This is a genomic window from Vibrio sp. 10N.261.46.E11 (genome assembly GCF_041472735.1).
In the GTDB taxonomy this organism is placed as follows: domain Bacteria; phylum Pseudomonadota; class Gammaproteobacteria; order Enterobacterales; family Vibrionaceae; genus Vibrio.
This window is the reverse complement of record NZ_JBFRQW010000051.1, coordinates 39,582-58,521: the sequence shown is the minus strand read 5'-3', so window position 1 is coordinate 58,521 and position 18,940 is coordinate 39,582. Positions and strand designations below refer to the sequence as shown.

The following is an 18,940-nucleotide window of genomic DNA, read 5'->3' as shown; positions in this document are numbered from 1 at the left end:
ACTCGAAAAGCTTAGCTTTAGCGTTCTTATCGTTGACTCAACTTAGCGACGACTTTCACAGCATAGGTCCCAACTTAGTGATGAACTAGGACACAAAAGTGTTGAATTAAGCGTTCGATAGGTTCGGAGATGTCGTTGATGTCACATGTCGTTACACAGCATGACGTCTTAACGCTTTACATCTTCGCCGCTGTAAACAACAATCCCTGAGAATAAATCCATAACATAATGTATTTAGAAATTATGAGTAACACAGAAAACAAAAAATCGAGTCCTCTTTTCGAAGTCGTATTTAACGTCTTTCTTCCTTCGTTCATCTTAATGAAGTTCAGTGGAGAGGAACATCTCGGAACGGGCTTAGCCCTACTTGTCGCCCTTGCCTTCCCTATTGCTTACGGTGGCATGGAGTTAATCCGCAACAAGAAATTCAACTTCATCGCGGCACTTGGCTTTGTCAGTGTTCTATTAACTGGCGGTATCGGTTTCTTCGAACTCGACACTCGTTGGCTTGCACTAAAAGAAGCATTAATCCCTGGTTTGATTGGTTTAGCGGTTCTTGGCTCGACCTTCACTCGCTACCCATTTATCCAAAAAGTTATTTTCACTCCCGCGTTGTTAAACATATCTCTAATCGAAGAACGTTTAAGAGAGTTTGGTAACCAAGTAGAGTTTGATCGTTGCCTAATGAAGTCAAACTATCTATTTGCAAGTACTTTCGCGTTTTCTTCTGCGATGAACTACTTTCTAGCGACTTGGATTGTGACTAGCCCGGCTGGTACTGCAGCTTTTAATGAAGAATTGGGTAAGTTGACACTTTACAGCTACCCGGCCATCGCTATCCCAAGTATGTTGATGATGTTAGGTATTTTCTACTACATTTGGCGTCAAGTTCGCTCGATGACTTCACTAGAAACGGAACAGATCTTTATTACTAAATAATTTTCGTTGCGTTAGATCTGAGTACAAAACCGCTTCAAATACTCGATTGCTTCAAAAAAACAGATAGCATCAAAAACCAATTGCTTAAAAAAGCATTAGCCCAGCACACTCGCTGGGCTTTTTTGTCTGTTCTACATATAGCAAAATATTAACTTTTAATTGATATCATGAATTAATTTAAACAAAACGATGTTCATTTTCATGACTCACTGTCCATAACTGGTCGAAAACAAGTAATAGTCAATGATTTGCATTGAATGAGGCGTGATATGTTTTTATAATCAAATCCGTTTGTTACTTTACAAAGTTCAACCCTAGCAATGACATTACTTCAGTTCATATTGGTCATATTTAACCACTAGTTTGCAAAAGCTAGACACCATGCGAACTCGATAAGGAAATTAAAATATGAACAAATCTCAATTAGTTGAACACATCGCAACTTCTGCTGACATATCAAAAGAGCAAGCAGGCACAGCACTCAATGCGCTCGTTGAAGGTATCTCGACTACGCTTGCAAATGGCGATGATGTATCTATCCTTGGATTTGGTAGCTTTAAAGTGAATAGCCGCGCTGCTCGCACTGGTCGCAATCCAAGAACTGGAGAAGAGATTCAAATCTCAGCGTCAAAAACACCAGCATTTAAAGCAGGCAAAGCACTAAAAGAGACATGCAACCTGTAAGATAGAAAATACAAGGAAGGTTACCGATGACAACTAAGGAAAAAACAAAAACGAGCCGCAGTAAAAAAGCCGGCAAGTCAACCAAAGCACAAGCAGAAGGGCCTAAGGCTCGTCAACGCATTGAAGAGCTGCTCGAAGAGCGTGAATTAGCTAAACTGTTAGAGCTGTAGTTTGTATTAGAATTATAGTATGTGTTAGAGCTGTAATTAAAGATTTACATGATGGTTTGTTGTCATTCAAATGCCACTGCAGATTTTCGGTGGCATTTTAGTATGAAGAACAAGCCCTAGCGCATCAATCCCGAGCCTTAAAAGCCGTTTAACAGAATGACCAATTTTACTAGGTCAATTCAATATAGGGCTTTTTAACGCCCTCAGGCCCGATTGCATATTCGTCCATCAATTGCTTAAACACCTCTCAAGCATATATCGTACATTCAAACTCGCCGACTTCCCTCCCCCCCATAGATCATTCACCATACCCCATCGCTATAACAGCCACTGCATATACTTTTCCAACCTAAAAAACACCTGCTTATTTCCAAACAATGACAAAACCCGAACAATTGTAAATTTATTGTAAAAAATTCTTTAAGGGCATTATTTTTGTGTATAGGATTATCAGTAGGGCTTGGCAGGCCGAATGCCATAGTCTAATTGGTGCACATACCAAAAGGATATCCATATAAAGCAAGATCAGTACTTATCTTTATTTCGTTTTTAGACTTAGATACAGCCGTTTGTGTTGCCGTCAAATGAAGTAGATAAATCACTAAAATATAAAAATCAAATAGAAAACAAACACAACAGTAGCAAACATAATTTAATAAAAAGACAGGGAAAACCATGAAAAACATACGTGAATTATTTTTTGGGTTTATATTATTATTTAGTTCCAGTGCATTTGCAGAAGAAGGATCATTTAATCAAGCTATCAGTAACTTAAGTCAAAGTGTTGATGGTTTTTTTCAACGAATATACAGGTTGGTTCGTTGGACTGATATTTAAAAGCGTACCGGTAGGTGAAGCAAACTTCCCAATTATTGTTGGCTGGTTACTGCTCGCTGCGATCATCTTTACTGTTTACTTTGGCTTTGTTCAATTTAAACGTGTCGGGATGGCCATAGACATTATTAAAGGTAAGTACACAGACCCTAACTCCAAACACGAAGGGGAAGTTTCTCACTTTCAAGCGTTAACAACCGCGCTTTCTGGAACTGTTGGGCTTGGTAATATTGCCGGTGTGGGTGCTGCACTCGCAATTGGTGGTCCTGGTGCAACATTCTGGATGATCTTGTGTGGTCTTCTGGGTATGGCTTCTAAGTTCTGTGAGTGTACCTTAGGTGTGAAATACCGAACTATCCTACCTTCAGGTGTCGTTTCCGGTGGTCCCATGTACTACCTAAGCCAAGGTCTTGGTGAAAGAGGGTTGGGTGGACTAGGTAAAGCCCTTGCTATTGGTTTTGCATTAATGTGTATTTTAGGTGCATTGGGCGGCGGTAACATGTTCCAAGCGAACCAAGCACATGCCATGCTCACTTATGCATTTGATGTACCGAGTGAATACGGTGTGATCACTGGCCTTGTACTCGCCGCTTTAGTTTTTTCTGTGATTGTTGGTGGTATGCCTTCTATCGCATCGGTAACAGAAAAAGTTGTTCCTTGGATGGCTGCTCTGTATATCGGTATGGCTGTGATTGTTATCGGTTCTAATCTTGACCAAGTAGGTCCTGCGTTCAGCGCAATCTTTACAGGTGCGTTTACTGGCGAAGGTGTTGTGGGTGGCTTTATTGGTGCCTTAATCCAAGGTCTAAAACGTGCAACGTTCTCAAACGAAGCCGGTGTAGGTTCAGCAGCTATCGCTCACTCAGCGGTTAAAACAAAAGAGCCAATCACTGAAGGTCTAGTATCACTATTAGAACCGTTCGTTGATACAGTCATCATTTGTACAATGACAGCCTTGGTTATCACTATCGCTGGTCTAAATACAGGTCCATTCGATGGTTCTGGCTTAACGGGTGTAACGCTTACTGCTGCATCGTTTACTGAAACGGCAGAAGTGTTCAAATACACACTCGCTCTCGCGGTAATCATGTTCGCGTTTTCTACCATGATCTCTTGGTCGTACTACGGTCTTAAAGCGTGGACTTACCTATTTGGTGAAGGCAAAACAACGGAACTGATTTTTAAAGTGATGTTTTGTGTGTTTGTTGTTATCGGTGCGACGATTCAGTTTGGCGCGGTAATCGACTTCTCTGACGCAGCTATCTTTGCGATGTCTATCTTTAACATTCTTGGTTTGTACTTCTTGATGCCTGTTGTGAAGAAAGAACTGCAATCGTTCGTTGCTCGTGTTAAATCAGGCGAAATCAAAACTTACGAAAAATAGCGACTAGTCAATAATTTATTGTCGACTAACACTGTTCTAAAATTTTTGTAATACCCTTTGCTTAAGAAAGCGAGAACAGTACTGCAACTTACCCAAATCCCTACCAGCTTTGCTTGTAGGGATTTTTTATGTCTGAAGAGAAAAAAATTGAGTACAACGCAAAACGCCCACATCACGTGTGCGATGTGGGCGTTTAAATTCTTACTGCAAGCAGTGGTGATATAGATATATTAAGCGCTTAGTTTATAGACCCATCTCTTCAGTGAGAGTTTTGATCTGCTTGATATCCATGGTGTGAACTTCAATCATTTGTCTGATGTCGCTTAGACGAGAATTCGCATTGTCTTGCTTCTCACACGCGTCAGATTTCGCATCCCATGAAGTGCCATCTAAGAAAACATCACACGCTTTCTTCAAAGAGCCAAGGTTTTGTTCGATGTCATCTCTTTCTTTCTCGAGTTTTTCAAGCTCTTGAGATATCTGTAATTCTTTGCGGAAAAGTTCACGCGAACGTTCAAACAAAGTCGATTGCATATCAGCTTGACGGCTCAACTTTTGATTGTTTTGTTGAGTTTGTTCTAACGTTTGCTTCTGTTCGTTTAACTGCTGCTCTAGCGAGTAGTTTGCTTTCTCTAAAACTGCAGATTGTTTCGCTAAGTCTTGGAGTTCTTTTTGATGCTCTTCTTCCTGTTTCACTAAAGCGGCTTCTACTTTCGCATCTATTTCGGTGTCAACTTTTGCCACTTTCTCTTCAACTGATGTCACCAACTGCGTTTTGCTATCACGCAGTTCTTGATAACGAGTTTCTAGTACCTGATAAGTGGATTCCCACTTCGAAGCCGTGACTGTAGAACCGATTAAGCCGCCTAACGCCAAACCGATAACCGCAGCAATGCCGATATAAAGCTGACTGCGCTTATCACGTTCTTCAATAACAACCACTTCATCTTGTTCGCTTTGTCCAGATTGCTGGTTCACTAACGGGTACTCCCAAAAATATGTTTAACGTTACGCGGTCACTGGCGTTAATGCCAATACTGATAGTGTAGGTTCAGTTAAACCTATCGCTCAAGTCAGAAGTACTTGAGCTTTGCTAACACGTTCATCCCAACGGCTCACAGTTCAAAGCTCACAGATAAATTTAACGAGTTAACTCCGAAATCATCAAGCTGGCAGTATACAAAAGGAAGCTGCTAACGATAACAATCACTACCCCTTTTTGCAGTTTTTCGTTGGTCCGGTAACGAAACAGTACAAATGCCAAAGCCAATAAAAAAACAATCGCTATTAATCGAGTCATAACTCCTCCTTGTTTCTCTATTTTATACCATTTAAATAAGCAAGTTACGTCAGAGACTCGTTGTTTGATCATTTAGTTGAACAACATTTAAGCAAACAGATATTTTGTAGCTGACATCACATTTTATATGATCTAGGATACGCCTACAGATTATCTAATTATTTAGGTAATTGTTCCGATGAAGACTGCAGGAGAGTGGTTTTTAACTAAATATTAACATTTAGTTAGATTGACCCGCCGAAGAAGTAAATCTTTCAGGTGCTTTATGCTGGAGAAATCCAGAAAAGTGAGGACTGTCGTTGGAGGAACCTCTGGAGAGAACCGTACTACTTTTTTTTGTAGCAAGCGGTCGCCGAAGGAGCAAGCTTAGTGCCCGTTACTTATCTATAAGTGATTCGCTAAGTGAAACTCTCAGGCAAAAGGACAGAGGAGTGGAAAGCAACAGCCTTAATTAACAAATGAATTCTATCTAGAAATCCGTATGTATTAAGTAGTGCTCCCGATCCCTGTGATCTGCACTGCCTTCCCTCTTCTCCTTAAATTTTATATTTATTAAGGGGAATCTATGAACCACCTACAAGCTACACTACAAACCATCAACCAATTCGTCTGGGGACCACCACTGCTTATTCTGCTAGTGGGTACAGGCATCTACTTTACTTTTCGCTTAGGCTTACTCCAGTTTAGACACCTTCCAACTGCTCTAAAAATGGTGTTCACCAAAGACAAATCCGGCAAGGGTGACGTATCAAGCTTCGCCGCTTTGTGTACTGCACTTTCCGCAACTATTGGTACAGGTAACATCGTTGGTGTAGCGACCGCAATCAAGATTGGTGGCCCTGGTGCCCTATTCTGGATGTGGCTTGCCGCTGTATTTGGTATGGCGACCAAATACGCAGAATGTCTACTTGCCGTTAAATACCGTAGAACCGATAGCAATGGCGAAATGGTTGGCGGCCCAATGTACTACCTGCAATACGGTGTCGGCTCACGAACCTTAGCGGTCATGTTCGCTGTCTTCGCGCTCGGTGTTGCTTGCTTCGGTATCGGCACCTTCCCACAAGTAAACGCTATTTTAGACGCAACTCAAATCTCATTTGGCGCTTCACGTGAAATGTCAGCGGTTGTCCTCACGATACTAGTGGCGGTTGTAACCCTTGGTGGTATTCAATCGATCGCTAAAGTAGCAGGGAAAGTCGTTCCTACGATGGCGGTGATGTACGTCGTCGCGTGTTTAAGCGTTCTGATTTCAAATGCAGACCAACTACTGAATGCCATTACCCTTGTTGTGACTTCTGCGTTTACCAACACAGCAGCAACTGGTGGTTTCTTTGGCGCGAGCATCATGCTTGCTATCCAATCAGGTATCGCTCGTGGCGTGTTCTCGAACGAATCTGGCTTAGGTAGCGCACCAATGGCTGCAGCAGCGGCTAAAACAGACTCATGTGTGAAACAAGGGCTTGTCTCTATGACAGGCACCTTCTTCGATACCATCATCATCTGTACGATGACCGGCTTGGCGCTTATCTTAACGGGCGCTTGGCAGACTGACCTTTCTGGCGCTGCGATGACCACTCACGCGTTCGCTGTTGGTTTGAATGCAGACACCCTTGGCCCTATGTTGGTTTCTGTTGGCTTAATCTTCTTTGCGTTTACAACAATTTTAGGTTGGAACTACTACGGTGAGCGCTGTGTTGTGTTCTTGCTAGGTACCAAAGCAGTATTGCCTTACAAGATCGTCTTCATCGCCTTGGTTGCTTCTGGTGCATTCTTAAAGCTCGACATGATCTGGATAATGGCGGATATCGTGAACGGCCTAATGGCAATTCCGAATCTAATCGGCCTTATCTTGCTACGTCACGTTGTTATAGAAGAAACCAAGCTATTCTTCAAACCGTTAACTTCCTCAAAGGATTGCGAAGCAGTTAAAGCATAATAAGAATTGAGCGTTCAAAAACGCCCGCAATGATGTGCGGGCGTTTTATTATAAAACTAATGGCTATGTGCTAATGACTGAGATTTCAATACACTAGACTATGACTTAGCTAGGCTCTTCCATTAAAAGCTTGACACCCAGCCCCACCAGCACCATGCCAGTCACACCTTCCATCCACTTCATGAAACTCGCATTCTTTAGCAAATTTTTAGCCGAGTTAAGTGCCCCTGCCAAACCGCATTGCCACACCATCGCAATCATAAAGTGTACCGAAGCCATCAACATAGATTGCAATAAAGGCGAACCTTCAGGGTTGACGAACTGAGGTAAAAAGGCCAAATAGAAAACTGCCGTTTTTGGGTTCAGCACATTAGATAAAAAGCCTTCACGCAAAGAACGCTTAGCACTGTATGCTTGCTGAGCTTGTTCACCCACCTTCAAACCGCCACCGTTTTTCATCAAAGCTCGTAAGCTGCTTAAGCCAAGCCAGATCAGGTAAACCGCACCCACCATCTTAACGGCTTGAAAGAGTTCAGCTGACTGGGCGAGGATTGCAGAAATACCCACAGCAGAGAAAAACGCATGTACATACAAGCCGCTACAAATACCAAAGCTGGTCATCACGCCGTCAGATAAGCCAGAACGGCTCGTATTGCGAATCACCAAAGCCGTATCTAAACCCGGCGTTAGCGTTAAAATAGTGATGGCAATTAGAAATGCCTCAAAGTTCAAAATATCCATATTATTGTCATTCTTGTTCAGCGATCTATCATCAATACCGTGTATCTGAACAATTCGCAAGCAACAATTGCCACCAGCTATACAACTCACTGATTTTGTGCACAATAGAACAGTTTAATTTGTTAATAAATAGTAAATTCAAGGCATCGTACCGCCTCATGCTTTTCTCGCTATATCTTCGACTCCGAAGGTCAGCGTCTTTTAAAAGTAGAGCCATAATCAAAGTACATGAGAGATGAACCTTAACGCTGACGCTATCCTAAGGATCATTTACAGAAACCAAATTAAGAGTAGTCAAATGAGCGCATTCAAAAAACTAGTCGAACACTCTCAAAAATGTTCACGCTTTCAACACCTAGCCTCTATTTGTGGTTGGGACCAAGCTTCAATGATGCCAGCCGGTGGTAACCAAGCTCGTAGTGAAGCGATGGCCGAGCTTTCGGTTCATATTCACGGGTTGATGACGCAACCACAACTTGGAGATTGGATTGCAGACGCTGAAAACGAAGCGCTGAACAACGAACAACAATCGTCTCTGCGTGAAATTAAACGTCAATGGCAACAAGCAAACTTATTGCCAGAAAAACTGGTTGAAGCGAAATCTCTAGCGGGTTCGAAATGTGAACATGCATGGCGCAGCCAACGTGGTAACAACGACTGGGTTGGATTCGAAAAGAACTGGCGTGAAGTGGTTGAGCTGTCTCGTGAAGAAGCACAGATCCGCGCCGACGCAGCAAATCTAACTCCTTACGATGCGATGCTAGATATCTATGAACCGGGCACCAGCTCAGCTTCTCTTGATATCTTGTTTGCCGACGTTAAGACATGGCTACCAAACCTGATTGACGAAGTGATCGAAAAACAGTCGAGCGAGCAATTTAATGCGCCATCTGGGATCTATTCGACCGAGAAACAGAAAGCACTTGGTTTAGAAGTCATGAAGCTGCTTCAGTTCGATTTTGAACACGGCCGACTAGATGAAAGTGTTCACCCATTCTGTGGCGGCGTGCCTTCAGACGTGCGCATCACAACCCGCTACGACGAAGCGGAATTCGTTCAAAGCTTAATGGGCATTGTGCATGAAACAGGGCACGCACGTTACGAACAAGGCTTACCAAAACACCTAGCAGGCCAACCAGCGGGTGAAGCGCGCTCTATGGGCATCCATGAATCTCAGTCTTTGTTCTTTGAGATGCAAGTCGGGCGCAGCGACCCATTCATCGGACACTTAGCAAACTTGGCTGGTCAGCAGTTCTCAGGCTCAGAATTTGAGAAAGAGAACTTCCAGAAGATCTACACGCGCGTGAAGAAAGACTTCATCCGTGTTGATGCCGATGAGCTGACCTACCCAGCGCACGTGATTTTACGTTACGAGATTGAGCGTGACCTGATTAACGGCAAAATCAAGCACACTGATGTTCCTGAACTTTGGAACACTAAGATGCAGTCTTACCTTGGTTTAAGCACTCAAGGCAACTTCACTAATGGCTGTATGCAAGACATCCACTGGACAGACGGCGCATTCGGTTACTTCCCGTCTTACACACTAGGTGCGATGTACGCGGCACAGTTTATGGCAGCAATGAAGAAAACGGTGGATGTGAATTCTGTGATTGAAAGTGGTGACCTATCACCTATCTTCACTTGGTTAGAATCGAATATTTGGAGCAAGGGCAGCCTGCTGACCACCGACAATTTGGTGAAAGGCGCAACGGGCGAAACCTTGAATGCGCAATACTTCAAAGATCATTTGAGAAGCCGTTACCTTTAATGGAATAAATCGATAGAGGCTGATCTATTTATTGATTCAGCCTTTTTAATCACATTTTCAAAACATACTTAGGTTGATTTGAAGGCTTTGTGCCTTCATCGAACTTAACAATCACGGAATATTCTGGTACCTACTAGCACGGAATTGGACAAAACCTTGCCAGTGTCTTTGCTAATTTAGAAAACTCTAAACAATCGTAGGTATTGCAAAGTTGCTTAGAAGAGCTAGTACGATGAGTAAAATCGCACTAGCAAAAAGGTTAGTTTATGTTTAGTTTAGCTGCGCATTAAGTGACGTTACGTTAAATCATCGAGCTTTCACGTATATCAGATGTATTCCTGTTGGGGTGATTTTTGTTAAATCTCGACTGTACACATATCCATATTTTTCTAACAAGTCGATAGAGTGATAGGTCCACCCAGCAGCAAACGCCACTCCAGCCAATGCAAAATAAAGACTAATTTTATTAGCTAATTGCATCGCTCTCTGAGAGTAAAGATCATTAATCTTCTTCCCATATAATAGTGCTTTAGGAGTCATTATAAAAAAACAACCTAATGCCCCTAAAAAACCAATCGGAACCCATAGAGTAATAACGGAGACTTGTACCGTCTCTGTTCGATTTAATAGGTCAAGATAATCTCTATAAACCCCATAAGAAGGATACCCCCAACAAAGTAATCCAAAAAAAATAATAAAGGCGCCAGCCAAACGTAGTTTAATCTTGTGTGACATCTTCAAGCCTCCTTACTATCTCATTAGAAATTTTGTATTCGCCCCAAGCCCATTCAATGAATACATATGTCGCTGCAACAAAAAACGCACCAGCTAAAACAGGAGAACCTAAAGCAGCGGTCGCAAACAAAACAACTTCACCAACAGCGGTCTGGAGCATAAATTTGAACATGTCAGAGCCAACATTTCCAAACCAATCAACTAAGTGGTAGTCATCTTTAAAAACTAAATCACTGGTCGCAATACTGGCAGAGACAACAAACGTTAAGACTCCTGCCCCTTTAAAATTCTCAGCTCTTGATTTCGGGCTAAAACCGGCTTGCATCGACTTAAATGAATTGATCGGATATTTCTTCCCATTCATATTAATTCGAGTGCCATTCACAAACGCATGTTTGAGTAACTTTCCGTTTTGATCTGTCCCATTAAAGGCGACAAAGGTTTTTCCTTTGCTTTCTACGAGGTCAGCCTTAATATTCATATCCCCGAACTGCTTAGCAATGGACGCAGCATCAAACATTGGTTCAGTGTGGTTAAACCATGATTTCGCAGTATTTATACTCGCAGCAAGATCGGCGACATCCTTGCCAGAACCTAACCAAACATTATGCAAAACCTTGTGAGCATCTTCTAAATCAGTAATAAGTACATGCTGATGATTCTTCGCCATTTCATCTTCAAGTGAACACTGTAGCCCGATAGAATCACTCAGAATTTGGGGCGCTTTCAAACCTTGAGTGATTTTCCCTAACCCCGCTTTTTGTCTGTCTCGAAGAACCTTCTCTCGATCTTCAGCCCATCGAGCATAATCTTTTGTCGTATAGGTTAACTCAGCCCTACGCTCTAGACGTTGACGTGCTGCACGTTCTCTTGTGGTTTCTTGTCTTTCTTCTGGAGCTACAGGAGCGGATTCATATCTCATGGGAGTCGGATTTACTGATAAATAAAAAGGATAATAACAATATTTTCAGTGGTTTATCATCCTCAATAAGATGACCTGATAATTTAACCAGCCAAATAGGCAATCTGACAGGCTAAACAAACATAATGAAGGCTCAATCGTGTTGAGTTGCATTCTATCGGATAACTTTTTGTAGGGTAAAATGAACGACACAGGTCTTGTAGAATATTTGGTCTAGCGAATTTCGGGGCACTTTCGAGTTAGGAAGTGCCACGGGTAAAAATTCAACCTGAGAAGTTTTTGGGCATAAATGATCTACAGCTTCCCCTAAATTAACAATTCAGAGATAACTAAGGTACGGAAAGTCGCTTAACGTAGCGTCCAGTATTGATGGTGCCGGCCACTGACAAGTATACGGCTCTTCAGACAATATGCTTTTTCAAATATTTAAAATCATGCTCTCTAATGCCCCTCAATAAAAAAGCCCAAACAAAGGATTGGGCTCAATTCAATAATCATGAAGCCATTGTCATGGTGGTTATATTCCGATTATTTTCCCCAGATTTGGCTTACAAACTCTGGATGGTCAATAAACGGATTACGATTCCCTTGAAAATCATGTACCGCCTTATTTCGGTCGATTTCTTTTTGGCTTACTGGATCTTCAGAATGCCAACGCTTTAGCATAGTAAGTAACCAAGGTTCAAAAACGGTTGTATTGGTTCCATCCAGAACCGCATCAGAGCTTGTAGAGTTCCCTTCCCAATTAGCGATTTCATTTTCATAACGTGTTGCCATGTAGAAATATGCTCTTGCGAAATCACCTTTAAACTCATCAATTGGCTCAAACACCGTACCCACATAACCAAGAGAGTTCGCTGCGCTGCCTAACTTAGAACCATTGCTTGATGTGTATGTCGCGCTACTCACCTCACCAAATGGCCAATTACTACGTTTCGAGTTAACGTAGCCGTCAGTGGCAAATAAATGGTGACCGTCAGAGTTCATTGGCTCGACTTTCCCTCCAAACCAGCTTTTCGGGAATGAGTGCTCACGGTTGTAGCAATCACCTTCTTTGCTGTATTGACCACATTGATCGGCCACCTTAGTAAATTGGATTGAATCAGAGCCTGAAGGTTTCTCCGAATACATATCGAGAATCGACCCATCAGTGTCATAGTATGCGTCTAGGTCAGCCTCAGACACCAACGTCCAAATAGCGGTGTAACCCTGACTGCTATGATTATCAATAATTTGATATAAGGCCGTTTTTAACGCAAAGCCCACTTTACCTTCAGCGTCTTTATAATACTCACCTAAAACCGGTGGTTCAGTTGGTGGTGTAGTTGAACCACCAATTGTAAATTCTGTACTCTGACTTGCTTGGAAATCACCACCAGATGCCACAACGGTTCCGTTCACCGACAAACTGTATGAACCATTCCCCACACTGCAGCACATTCCATCTCCATAAGAGTCTGAAACTTCTAGGGTGTAGCTACCATCCGCTAAACACATTTCCACTTCATTGGTGGTGTTATTTTGATAGTCTGAACCAGAATAAAGAGTTTGAGAAACTGAGTTTTTGAGAGACCAACTGGTTTCAGAACCATAGTTATCCGTCACTAGCGTGAGTGCGGCACTTGTGTCATTGCAGCTTTGTGTTGGTGGAGTCTCCGTAGGCTGAAAGTTATCTAAATACACCACTTCCGAACCATCAAAACCTGCATCATCATAAAATCGTACGCCCACAACGATATCTTTAGTGCTCGTAGCACTGTACGAGTGAGTCAATGCTTGCCACTGATTCGTTAAACCATTATTCGAGTAGCCTAAATAGCCATCAACAAAAAGGCGAGCTTTCACGTTGCCTTCCGTGTGGTAAACATCGACAGAGAAATCATAAGTTTTCCCTTGTTCAACACGTATCGTTTGCAGAAAATCGGTATTACTTTGAGTGCCTGTATTCACTGTTACTTGCGCAGAGAAACTGCCGGTATTAACAGGTACATTAGAGGGTGAAACTGCAATGCCGGAGTCAATCACACTCCATCCAGATGGTACGTTTCCTTCCCAGCTTTCGAAACTTCCATTTTGCATTTGCGCATGCGCACTCACTGAACAAAGTAATGCAACGCCACTTAGTGTTATTATTCTATTTATCATATAACCTTCTGTTTAATTAGATAAAAAAACCAACTAAGCTTAGAAAGTATTCATAAGATGGATAGAGATATAAATCACATTTATAAATGTAAGCACTGTCAGATTTATTAATATATGTGATGTAAAGCAATGCAACATCGACCTGTTAATCAAACGAATAAAAAGCCGAGCAGATTACCTAACTCAGCCTTTTTACCCTCTAGACATAGATCATTTATCGCCAGTGAGCATATCGAAGAAGATCTGTCTCGACTCTGGGGTGTTGTCTCGATGAGTTTCGTATTTTATATGCGAATTGGCATCAACAGATTTTGATAACTTGATACTCCAAAGTGCTTTCATTTGATTCGGTACAATTGAGTATCGGACATCGATAATACGCAACTCGTCCGTTGGGTCCTGAGCAATATAACCATTCGAGAACCAGCGGAAACGTTCAATATCTTTGGCTTGTTGAGAATCAAGGTCAAGCCAAGGTAAATCACTGCTCACGTTCAGCTTGGCGAGCGACTCTCCTGGGTATACGTTTACCGATGTGCCGACCCGCACTGCGTCTACATGGTAATGAGCCTCTGTTTCGTACACCACTTTCCAAACCAAGATATTAGCAAAGCTCGGTTTTGCCTCTAATCGAATCGGCGTATGTTGTCTTTGTTCCGCTAATTGCCACCCAATCACCTCTGCCCTATCTCTTTGTATCATCCCTAATGTTGGATAAATTAGAGCCCAAGCAAACGCAACACGTGCTAGCCAAGGTGCTCGTTTCAACGTTGCAAACACAAGCAAAACTAAGATGGGCAGCGTATAAACAGGATCGATGATTGATATGGTATTCCAAGCAAAACGCGCATTAGTCAAAGGCCAAAGTAACTGCGTGCCATAAGTGGTACAAGCGTCTAACAGTGCATGAGTGCCATAACCCAGAGCGCAAAACAGCCAGCTTTGTTTGAAAGTAAGCCCGCGCCTTTTTGCAATCAGATGATGTAGAACAAAGGCACAGATCAAACTGCCAATGGGGATAAAGAAGAGTGAATGAGTAAATTGCCGATGGAACTCCAAAGCCAACAAAGGGTCACTTTGAGACTTAATCAGTGCATCTAAATCTGGAGCCAATCCAGAGAGTAGCCCTAATACCCCAGCAACAACCAAATGTTGTTTTTTGCTTGCTGACTGTGCCAAAGAAGCGCCTAACACGCCCTGCGTTAAAGGATCCATAAATCACTCATTGATAGCATTCCGTTGAACTGAACAAGTACATTTAGCTATAGCAGTGAATCCAGTTAAACAACAAGATTTTGTCAACATACTCATAGACATAATCGTATAAGTGTAGACTGGCAAACAAAAAAGAGCAGCCTGAGGACTGCTCCTTGTTCGGTTATGTACGCATCATCAAGTGTTCTTATTTACGAACGGATGAAGGTCACTAACCATCATTAACGAGCCACCATGCTTGCTGCGATAACCACCAACAGTACTGAGAAGATCTTCTTAATCGTTGGAACCGGTAAATGGTTAGTTGCTTTTGCTCCTAAAGGTGCGGTGAACCAAGATGTGCAAACGATACCCAGAAGTGCTGGTAAATAAACAAAGCCTGCAAAGCCATCAGTTAGAGCAAAGTGGCTACTGCCCGAGGTGATGTAACCGATAGAGCCGAATAGCGCGATAACAATGCCACACGCAGACGCACAACCAATGGCCTTTTTCATATCGACAGAGAAGAACGTCAATAGTGGAACCAGCAATGCCCCACCACCAATGCCTATCATGGCTGACAAGCCGCCCGTAATGGTTGTAAGAACCGTTAATACGCCCTTGTTCGGCAGTTTTCGTTCCTTAGGTGCGTCATTTTTGCTACTTAAGAACATCTTGATCGCAATGAGAACCACACTCACGGCAAACACAATACGAACGACTTTTTCCGGTAAAAGAGCCGCCATAAAGCCACTAATCAATGCACCCAGAGCAACACCCAACATGATCCAAGGTGCCAAATCCCAAGGCACGTTGCCATTTTTGTGGTGAGCAAGCGCAGAAGAAGTTGAGGTAAACAAGATTGATGCCAAAGAAGTCGCAATCGCTGCAACGACCACTTGGTCAGCAGGTAAAACTTCTAAGTGAAGTAAAATATTGCTTAACACAGGTACAATGATAAGCCCCCCGCCAATCCCCAAAAGCCCGGCAAGAAAACCAACACCACTGCCTAATAATGCACAGTATAAAATCAACAACAGCAACTCACTCATTTCGTCCATCTCTTAATTAAATTAATTGTCTTAAATAACGCACTATTAATGTGGTTATATTTTCATCAAGCTAATTAATATTACTGACACCACCTAATACTTTCAAACAGAATAGATCATGAATATTCCTCATGTTGAATGTGAAAGAATACCATTGTTAATCATTTATCGAACCAAGTATAAAAATACCAAGCGATTAACTTAATACCGTATTAATTTTTCATACAGTATTGCCTTCAACTATTAATCCGGTCACAAGCAAAAATAAAAGCAATTTTAATTCTAAAGACCGAGAAAGTCAGACAACAGATTGGGATATCAGATCAACATGAATACAGAATTTAATTTTACAATTAAGAGCATTAGCCTCGACGAGAACTATCAACCTGCGGACAGCACGCGTATCACAACCAACTTCGCTAACTTAGCTCGTGGTGAGAGCCGTCAAGCAAACTTGCGTAATGCACTTCAGATGATTGACAACAGTTTCAACGCATTAGCACACTGGGACAACCCAAAGGGCGACCGCTACTCTGTAGAGCTTGAAATCATTTCTGTTGATATGGACATTGAAAGTAACGGCGAAGCATTCCCTTCCATTGAAGTGCTGAAAACTAATATTCTAGACCGTAAAACTAACGAGCGTATTGAAGGCATTATCGGAAATAACTTCTCTTCTTATGTTCGAGATTATGACTTTAGCGTACGTCTATTGGATCATAATAAAGGCCAAGATAAATTCACTATTCCAGAAGATTTTGGGGATTTACATGGCAAGCTTTTTAAATATTTCGTTAACTCTGACGCTTACAAAAAGAACTTTAATAAACCACCTGTTATTTGCTTAAGCGTGTCAGATAATAAAACCTATTACCGCACTGAGAACCAACACCCAGTATTAGGTTTTGAATACCAACCGAATGAGTCTTCTTTAACTGAACAATATTTCAAGAAGATGGGCTTACAAGTTCGTTACTTCATGCCGCCAAACAGTGTTGCACCTCTAGCTTTCTATTTCTTTGGTGATCTACTGAACGATTACTCAAACCTAGAGCTTATCAGCACCATCAGCACCATGGGTACATTCCAAAAAATCTACCGTCCTGAGATTTACAACGCGAATGCCGTTGCGGGTAACTGCTACCAACCAAACTTGAAAAACTTGGATCACTCGCTAACTCAAATCGTGTATGACCGAGAAGAACGAAGCAAATTAGCTATCGAACAAGGTAAATTCGCAGAAGAGACTTTCATTAAGCCATACCAGTCAGTTCTAGAGAACTGGTCTGCCAACTACGCGCTTTAATCGAGCAATTACGCTCTTAAATCACCAAGGATAGGCAGTATTAATTATGAAAACATTATTACCGACTTCAACAGCAGGCAGCTTACCTAAGCCATCTTGGCTAGCACAGCCAGAGACACTTTGGTCTCCATGGAAACTGGAAGGCGACGAATTAACCGACGGCAAACAAGACGCGCTACGTGTCTCTCTTCAAGACCAGCAACAAGCCGGTATTGATATTGTGAGTGACGGCGAACAGACTCGTCAGCACTTTGTAACCACCTTCATTGAACACCTGAATGGCGTGGATTTTGAAAAGCGTGAAACCGTTAAAATTCGCGACCGTTACGATGCGAGTGTACCAACAGTTGTTGGCCCTGTTTCTCGTCAAAAATCGGTTTTTGTCGAAGATGCTAAGTTCTTACGCCAGCAAACGGATCAACCAATTAAGTGGGCTCTACCGGGGCCAATGACCATGATAGATACGCTTTACGACGCGCATTACCAAAGCCGAGAAAAGCTAGCATGGGAGTTCGCAAAAATCCTTAACGAAGAAGCAAAAGAGTTAGAAGCAGCTGGTGTTGATATTATTCAGTTCGATGAGCCGGCGTTTAACGTATTTTTTGATGACGTGAACGATTGGGGTATTGCTTGTTTAGAAAGAGCCATTGAAGGGCTTAAGTGTGAAACTGCAGTTCATATTTGTTATGGCTATGGCATCAAAGCAAATACGGATTGGAAAAAGACACTAGGTACCGAATGGCGCCAATACGAAGAGGTATTTCCTAAGCTTCAGCAGTCGAATATCGATATCATCTCATTAGAGTGTCATAACTCTCATGTGCCGGTTGAATTGCTTGAGCTCGTTCGAGGTAAGAAAGTGATGGTCGGTGCTATCGATGTTGCAACCAATTCAATTGAAACGCCGGAAGAAGTTGCCGACACTCTACGAGAAACACTGAAGTATGTTGATGCCGATAAGCTCTACCCGTGCACCAACTGCGGCATGGCTCCCCTTCCTCGTGAAATTGCCTCAGCTAAGCTCAATGCGCTAAGCGCAGGTGCTGAGATCGTTCGTAAAGAACTTTCAGAGTAACGGTTTAAACTCAAACTGAAACCGAATTATTGAAGCCTAAGTATCCTATTGATGCTTAGGCTTTTTCTATATTAGTACATGATCTTTATAAGCAGCGGCTTACCAGCGACTGCAGAACTGACTCTCGCAAGGAATACCATCACGATCACCATCTATTTTCACATTGGGACAGTTTGCCAAATAAAACTTTGCTTCATCGCAAGATAGCATCTCACTACAATGCGTTTTACCTTGGCAACTAAATCCCATATTCTCATATGCAGGATTTAACTTAGGCTCCAATACCAAAAGATACAAACCTGCGCCAATAAGCCCGACGAAAAGTGCAGACAAAATAATTGAAAAAGGGTTAGATTTGGATGTTTCTATACCAACTAGTTGAGCACTCGAAGCGCTGAGTTTAGAGCCACTATTCGATAATTGAAATTCAACTTCATCCCCAACTTGAGGACGACGATAACCGTCCGTAAACTTCGATATATGAACAAAAACATCTCCCTCTAATTCATCTGAGTTGATGAATCCAAACCCCCTCTCATCAACCCATCGAACAATTTTTCCATTCATAACTATTCCTTTCCAAGCCGTCTCTTGCTCTTAGTTCAAATCACTAACAACATTCCGTTACGCTTAATAGGGTTCAGTTTTCCCATTAAGGATTCTTAACTTTACCCATTTTAGTCAGGATGCCTTTGCCCTTCTCATAAACAAGAGATAAACCAAAGTAGACTGAAAACCACAAGACTAAATCG

General features: G+C 42.2%; 16 protein-coding genes, 1 pseudogene and 1 riboswitch. Of the genes and pseudogenes, 8 read left to right on the top strand and 9 right to left on the bottom strand.

The window, feature by feature from the left end; translation table 11 throughout:
- The first annotated feature begins 243 nt into the window (after positions 1–243).
- The 4 genes and pseudogenes from AB4407_RS16450 to AB4407_RS16435 all read left to right on the top strand — a co-directional run bounded on the left by AB4407_RS16450 (position 244) and on the right by AB4407_RS16435 (position 4,011).
- Positions 244–939 (top strand): VC0807 family protein, encoded by a 696-nt coding sequence (locus AB4407_RS16450; RefSeq protein WP_372121322.1) that lies wholly within the window; start codon positions 244–246, stop codon positions 937–939.
- Between the two features lie 408 nt (positions 940–1,347).
- Positions 1,348–1,623: an HU family DNA-binding protein gene (locus tag AB4407_RS16445; protein WP_009846966.1), complete on the top strand. Its 276-nt coding sequence runs from the start codon at positions 1,348–1,350 to the stop codon at positions 1,621–1,623.
- Between the two features lie 26 nt (positions 1,624–1,649).
- Positions 1,650–1,793: a hypothetical protein gene (locus AB4407_RS16440; protein ID WP_009846967.1), complete on the top strand. Its 144-nt coding sequence runs from the start codon at positions 1,650–1,652 to the stop codon at positions 1,791–1,793.
- A 675-nt stretch (positions 1,794–2,468) separates the two neighbouring features.
- A pseudogene (locus AB4407_RS16435) lies at positions 2,469–4,011 on the top strand (alanine/glycine:cation symporter family protein).
- Positions 4,012–4,254: 243 nt separating this feature from the next.
- Here the strand turns inward: AB4407_RS16435 and AB4407_RS16430 are convergent.
- Both AB4407_RS16430 and AB4407_RS16425 read right to left on the bottom strand, forming a co-directional pair.
- The gene (locus tag AB4407_RS16430; protein WP_372121321.1) at positions 4,255–4,989 is read right to left on the bottom strand and encodes a chromosome partitioning protein ParA; all 735 of its coding nucleotides are present in this window, start codon (positions 4,987–4,989) and stop codon (positions 4,255–4,257) included.
- A gap of 163 nt (positions 4,990–5,152) precedes the next feature.
- Positions 5,153–5,311, bottom strand: coding sequence for a hypothetical protein (locus tag AB4407_RS16425; RefSeq protein WP_048659466.1), 159 nt, complete (start codon positions 5,309–5,311; stop codon positions 5,153–5,155).
- A 301-nt stretch (positions 5,312–5,612) separates the two neighbouring features.
- A riboswitch (glycine riboswitch) is annotated at positions 5,613–5,748 on the top strand.
- 128 nt (positions 5,749–5,876) lie between these two features.
- Here AB4407_RS16425 and AB4407_RS16420 point away from each other — a divergent pair.
- On the top strand, positions 5,877–7,247 hold the full coding sequence (locus AB4407_RS16420; protein WP_372121320.1) for an alanine/glycine:cation symporter family protein: 1,371 nt from the start codon (positions 5,877–5,879) through the stop codon (positions 7,245–7,247).
- A gap of 105 nt (positions 7,248–7,352) precedes the next feature.
- On the opposite strand, the gene AB4407_RS16415 is transcribed toward AB4407_RS16420, so the two are convergent.
- Positions 7,353–7,988 (bottom strand): LysE family translocator, encoded by a 636-nt coding sequence (locus AB4407_RS16415; RefSeq protein ID WP_012603778.1) that lies wholly within the window; start codon positions 7,986–7,988, stop codon positions 7,353–7,355.
- A gap of 298 nt (positions 7,989–8,286) precedes the next feature.
- Here AB4407_RS16415 and AB4407_RS16410 point away from each other — a divergent pair, with 298 nt between their 5' ends.
- Positions 8,287–9,759, top strand: coding sequence for a carboxypeptidase M32 (locus AB4407_RS16410; RefSeq protein WP_372121319.1), 1,473 nt, complete (start codon positions 8,287–8,289; stop codon positions 9,757–9,759).
- A gap of 306 nt (positions 9,760–10,065) precedes the next feature.
- On the opposite strand, the gene AB4407_RS16405 is transcribed toward AB4407_RS16410, so the two are convergent.
- The 5 genes from AB4407_RS16405 to AB4407_RS16385 all read right to left on the bottom strand — a co-directional run bounded on the left by AB4407_RS16405 (position 10,066) and on the right by AB4407_RS16385 (position 15,807).
- A complete protein-coding gene (locus tag AB4407_RS16405) occupies positions 10,066–10,494 on the bottom strand; it encodes a hypothetical protein (RefSeq protein ID WP_372121318.1) in 429 nt (142 codons plus the stop codon).
- Positions 10,478–11,416 carry a hypothetical protein gene (locus AB4407_RS16400; RefSeq protein ID WP_372121317.1) on the bottom strand — a complete coding sequence of 313 codons (939 nt, stop codon included), beginning with the start codon at positions 11,414–11,416 and terminating at the stop codon, positions 10,478–10,480. The genes AB4407_RS16405 and AB4407_RS16400 overlap by 17 nt, the downstream gene beginning before the upstream one ends.
- Positions 11,417–11,944: 528 nt before the next feature.
- On the bottom strand, positions 11,945–13,561 hold the full coding sequence (locus tag AB4407_RS16395; protein ID WP_372121316.1) for an endonuclease: 1,617 nt from the start codon (positions 13,559–13,561) through the stop codon (positions 11,945–11,947).
- 210 nt (positions 13,562–13,771) lie between these two features.
- Entirely contained in the window at positions 13,772–14,776 is a 1,005-nt protein-coding gene (locus AB4407_RS16390) for a metal-dependent hydrolase (protein WP_372121315.1), read from the bottom strand.
- Positions 14,777–14,997: 221 nt separating this feature from the next.
- Entirely contained in the window at positions 14,998–15,807 is an 810-nt protein-coding gene (locus AB4407_RS16385; RefSeq protein ID WP_372121314.1) for a sulfite exporter TauE/SafE family protein, read from the bottom strand.
- A 328-nt stretch (positions 15,808–16,135) separates the two neighbouring features.
- On the opposite strand from AB4407_RS16385, the gene AB4407_RS16380 reads away from it, so the two are divergent.
- Together AB4407_RS16380 and AB4407_RS16375 are read left to right on the top strand one after the other, a co-directional pair.
- On the top strand, positions 16,136–17,113 hold the full coding sequence (locus AB4407_RS16380; RefSeq protein ID WP_372121313.1) for a DUF1852 domain-containing protein: 978 nt from the start codon (positions 16,136–16,138) through the stop codon (positions 17,111–17,113).
- A 46-nt stretch (positions 17,114–17,159) separates the two neighbouring features.
- Positions 17,160–18,188 (top strand): methionine synthase, encoded by a 1,029-nt coding sequence (locus AB4407_RS16375; RefSeq protein ID WP_009846559.1) that lies wholly within the window; start codon positions 17,160–17,162, stop codon positions 18,186–18,188.
- A gap of 99 nt (positions 18,189–18,287) precedes the next feature.
- On the opposite strand, the gene AB4407_RS16370 is transcribed toward AB4407_RS16375, so the two are convergent.
- Positions 18,288–18,755 (bottom strand): cold shock domain-containing protein, encoded by a 468-nt coding sequence (locus tag AB4407_RS16370; RefSeq protein WP_372121311.1) that lies wholly within the window; start codon positions 18,753–18,755, stop codon positions 18,288–18,290.
- Positions 18,756–18,940: the final 185 nt, after the last annotated feature.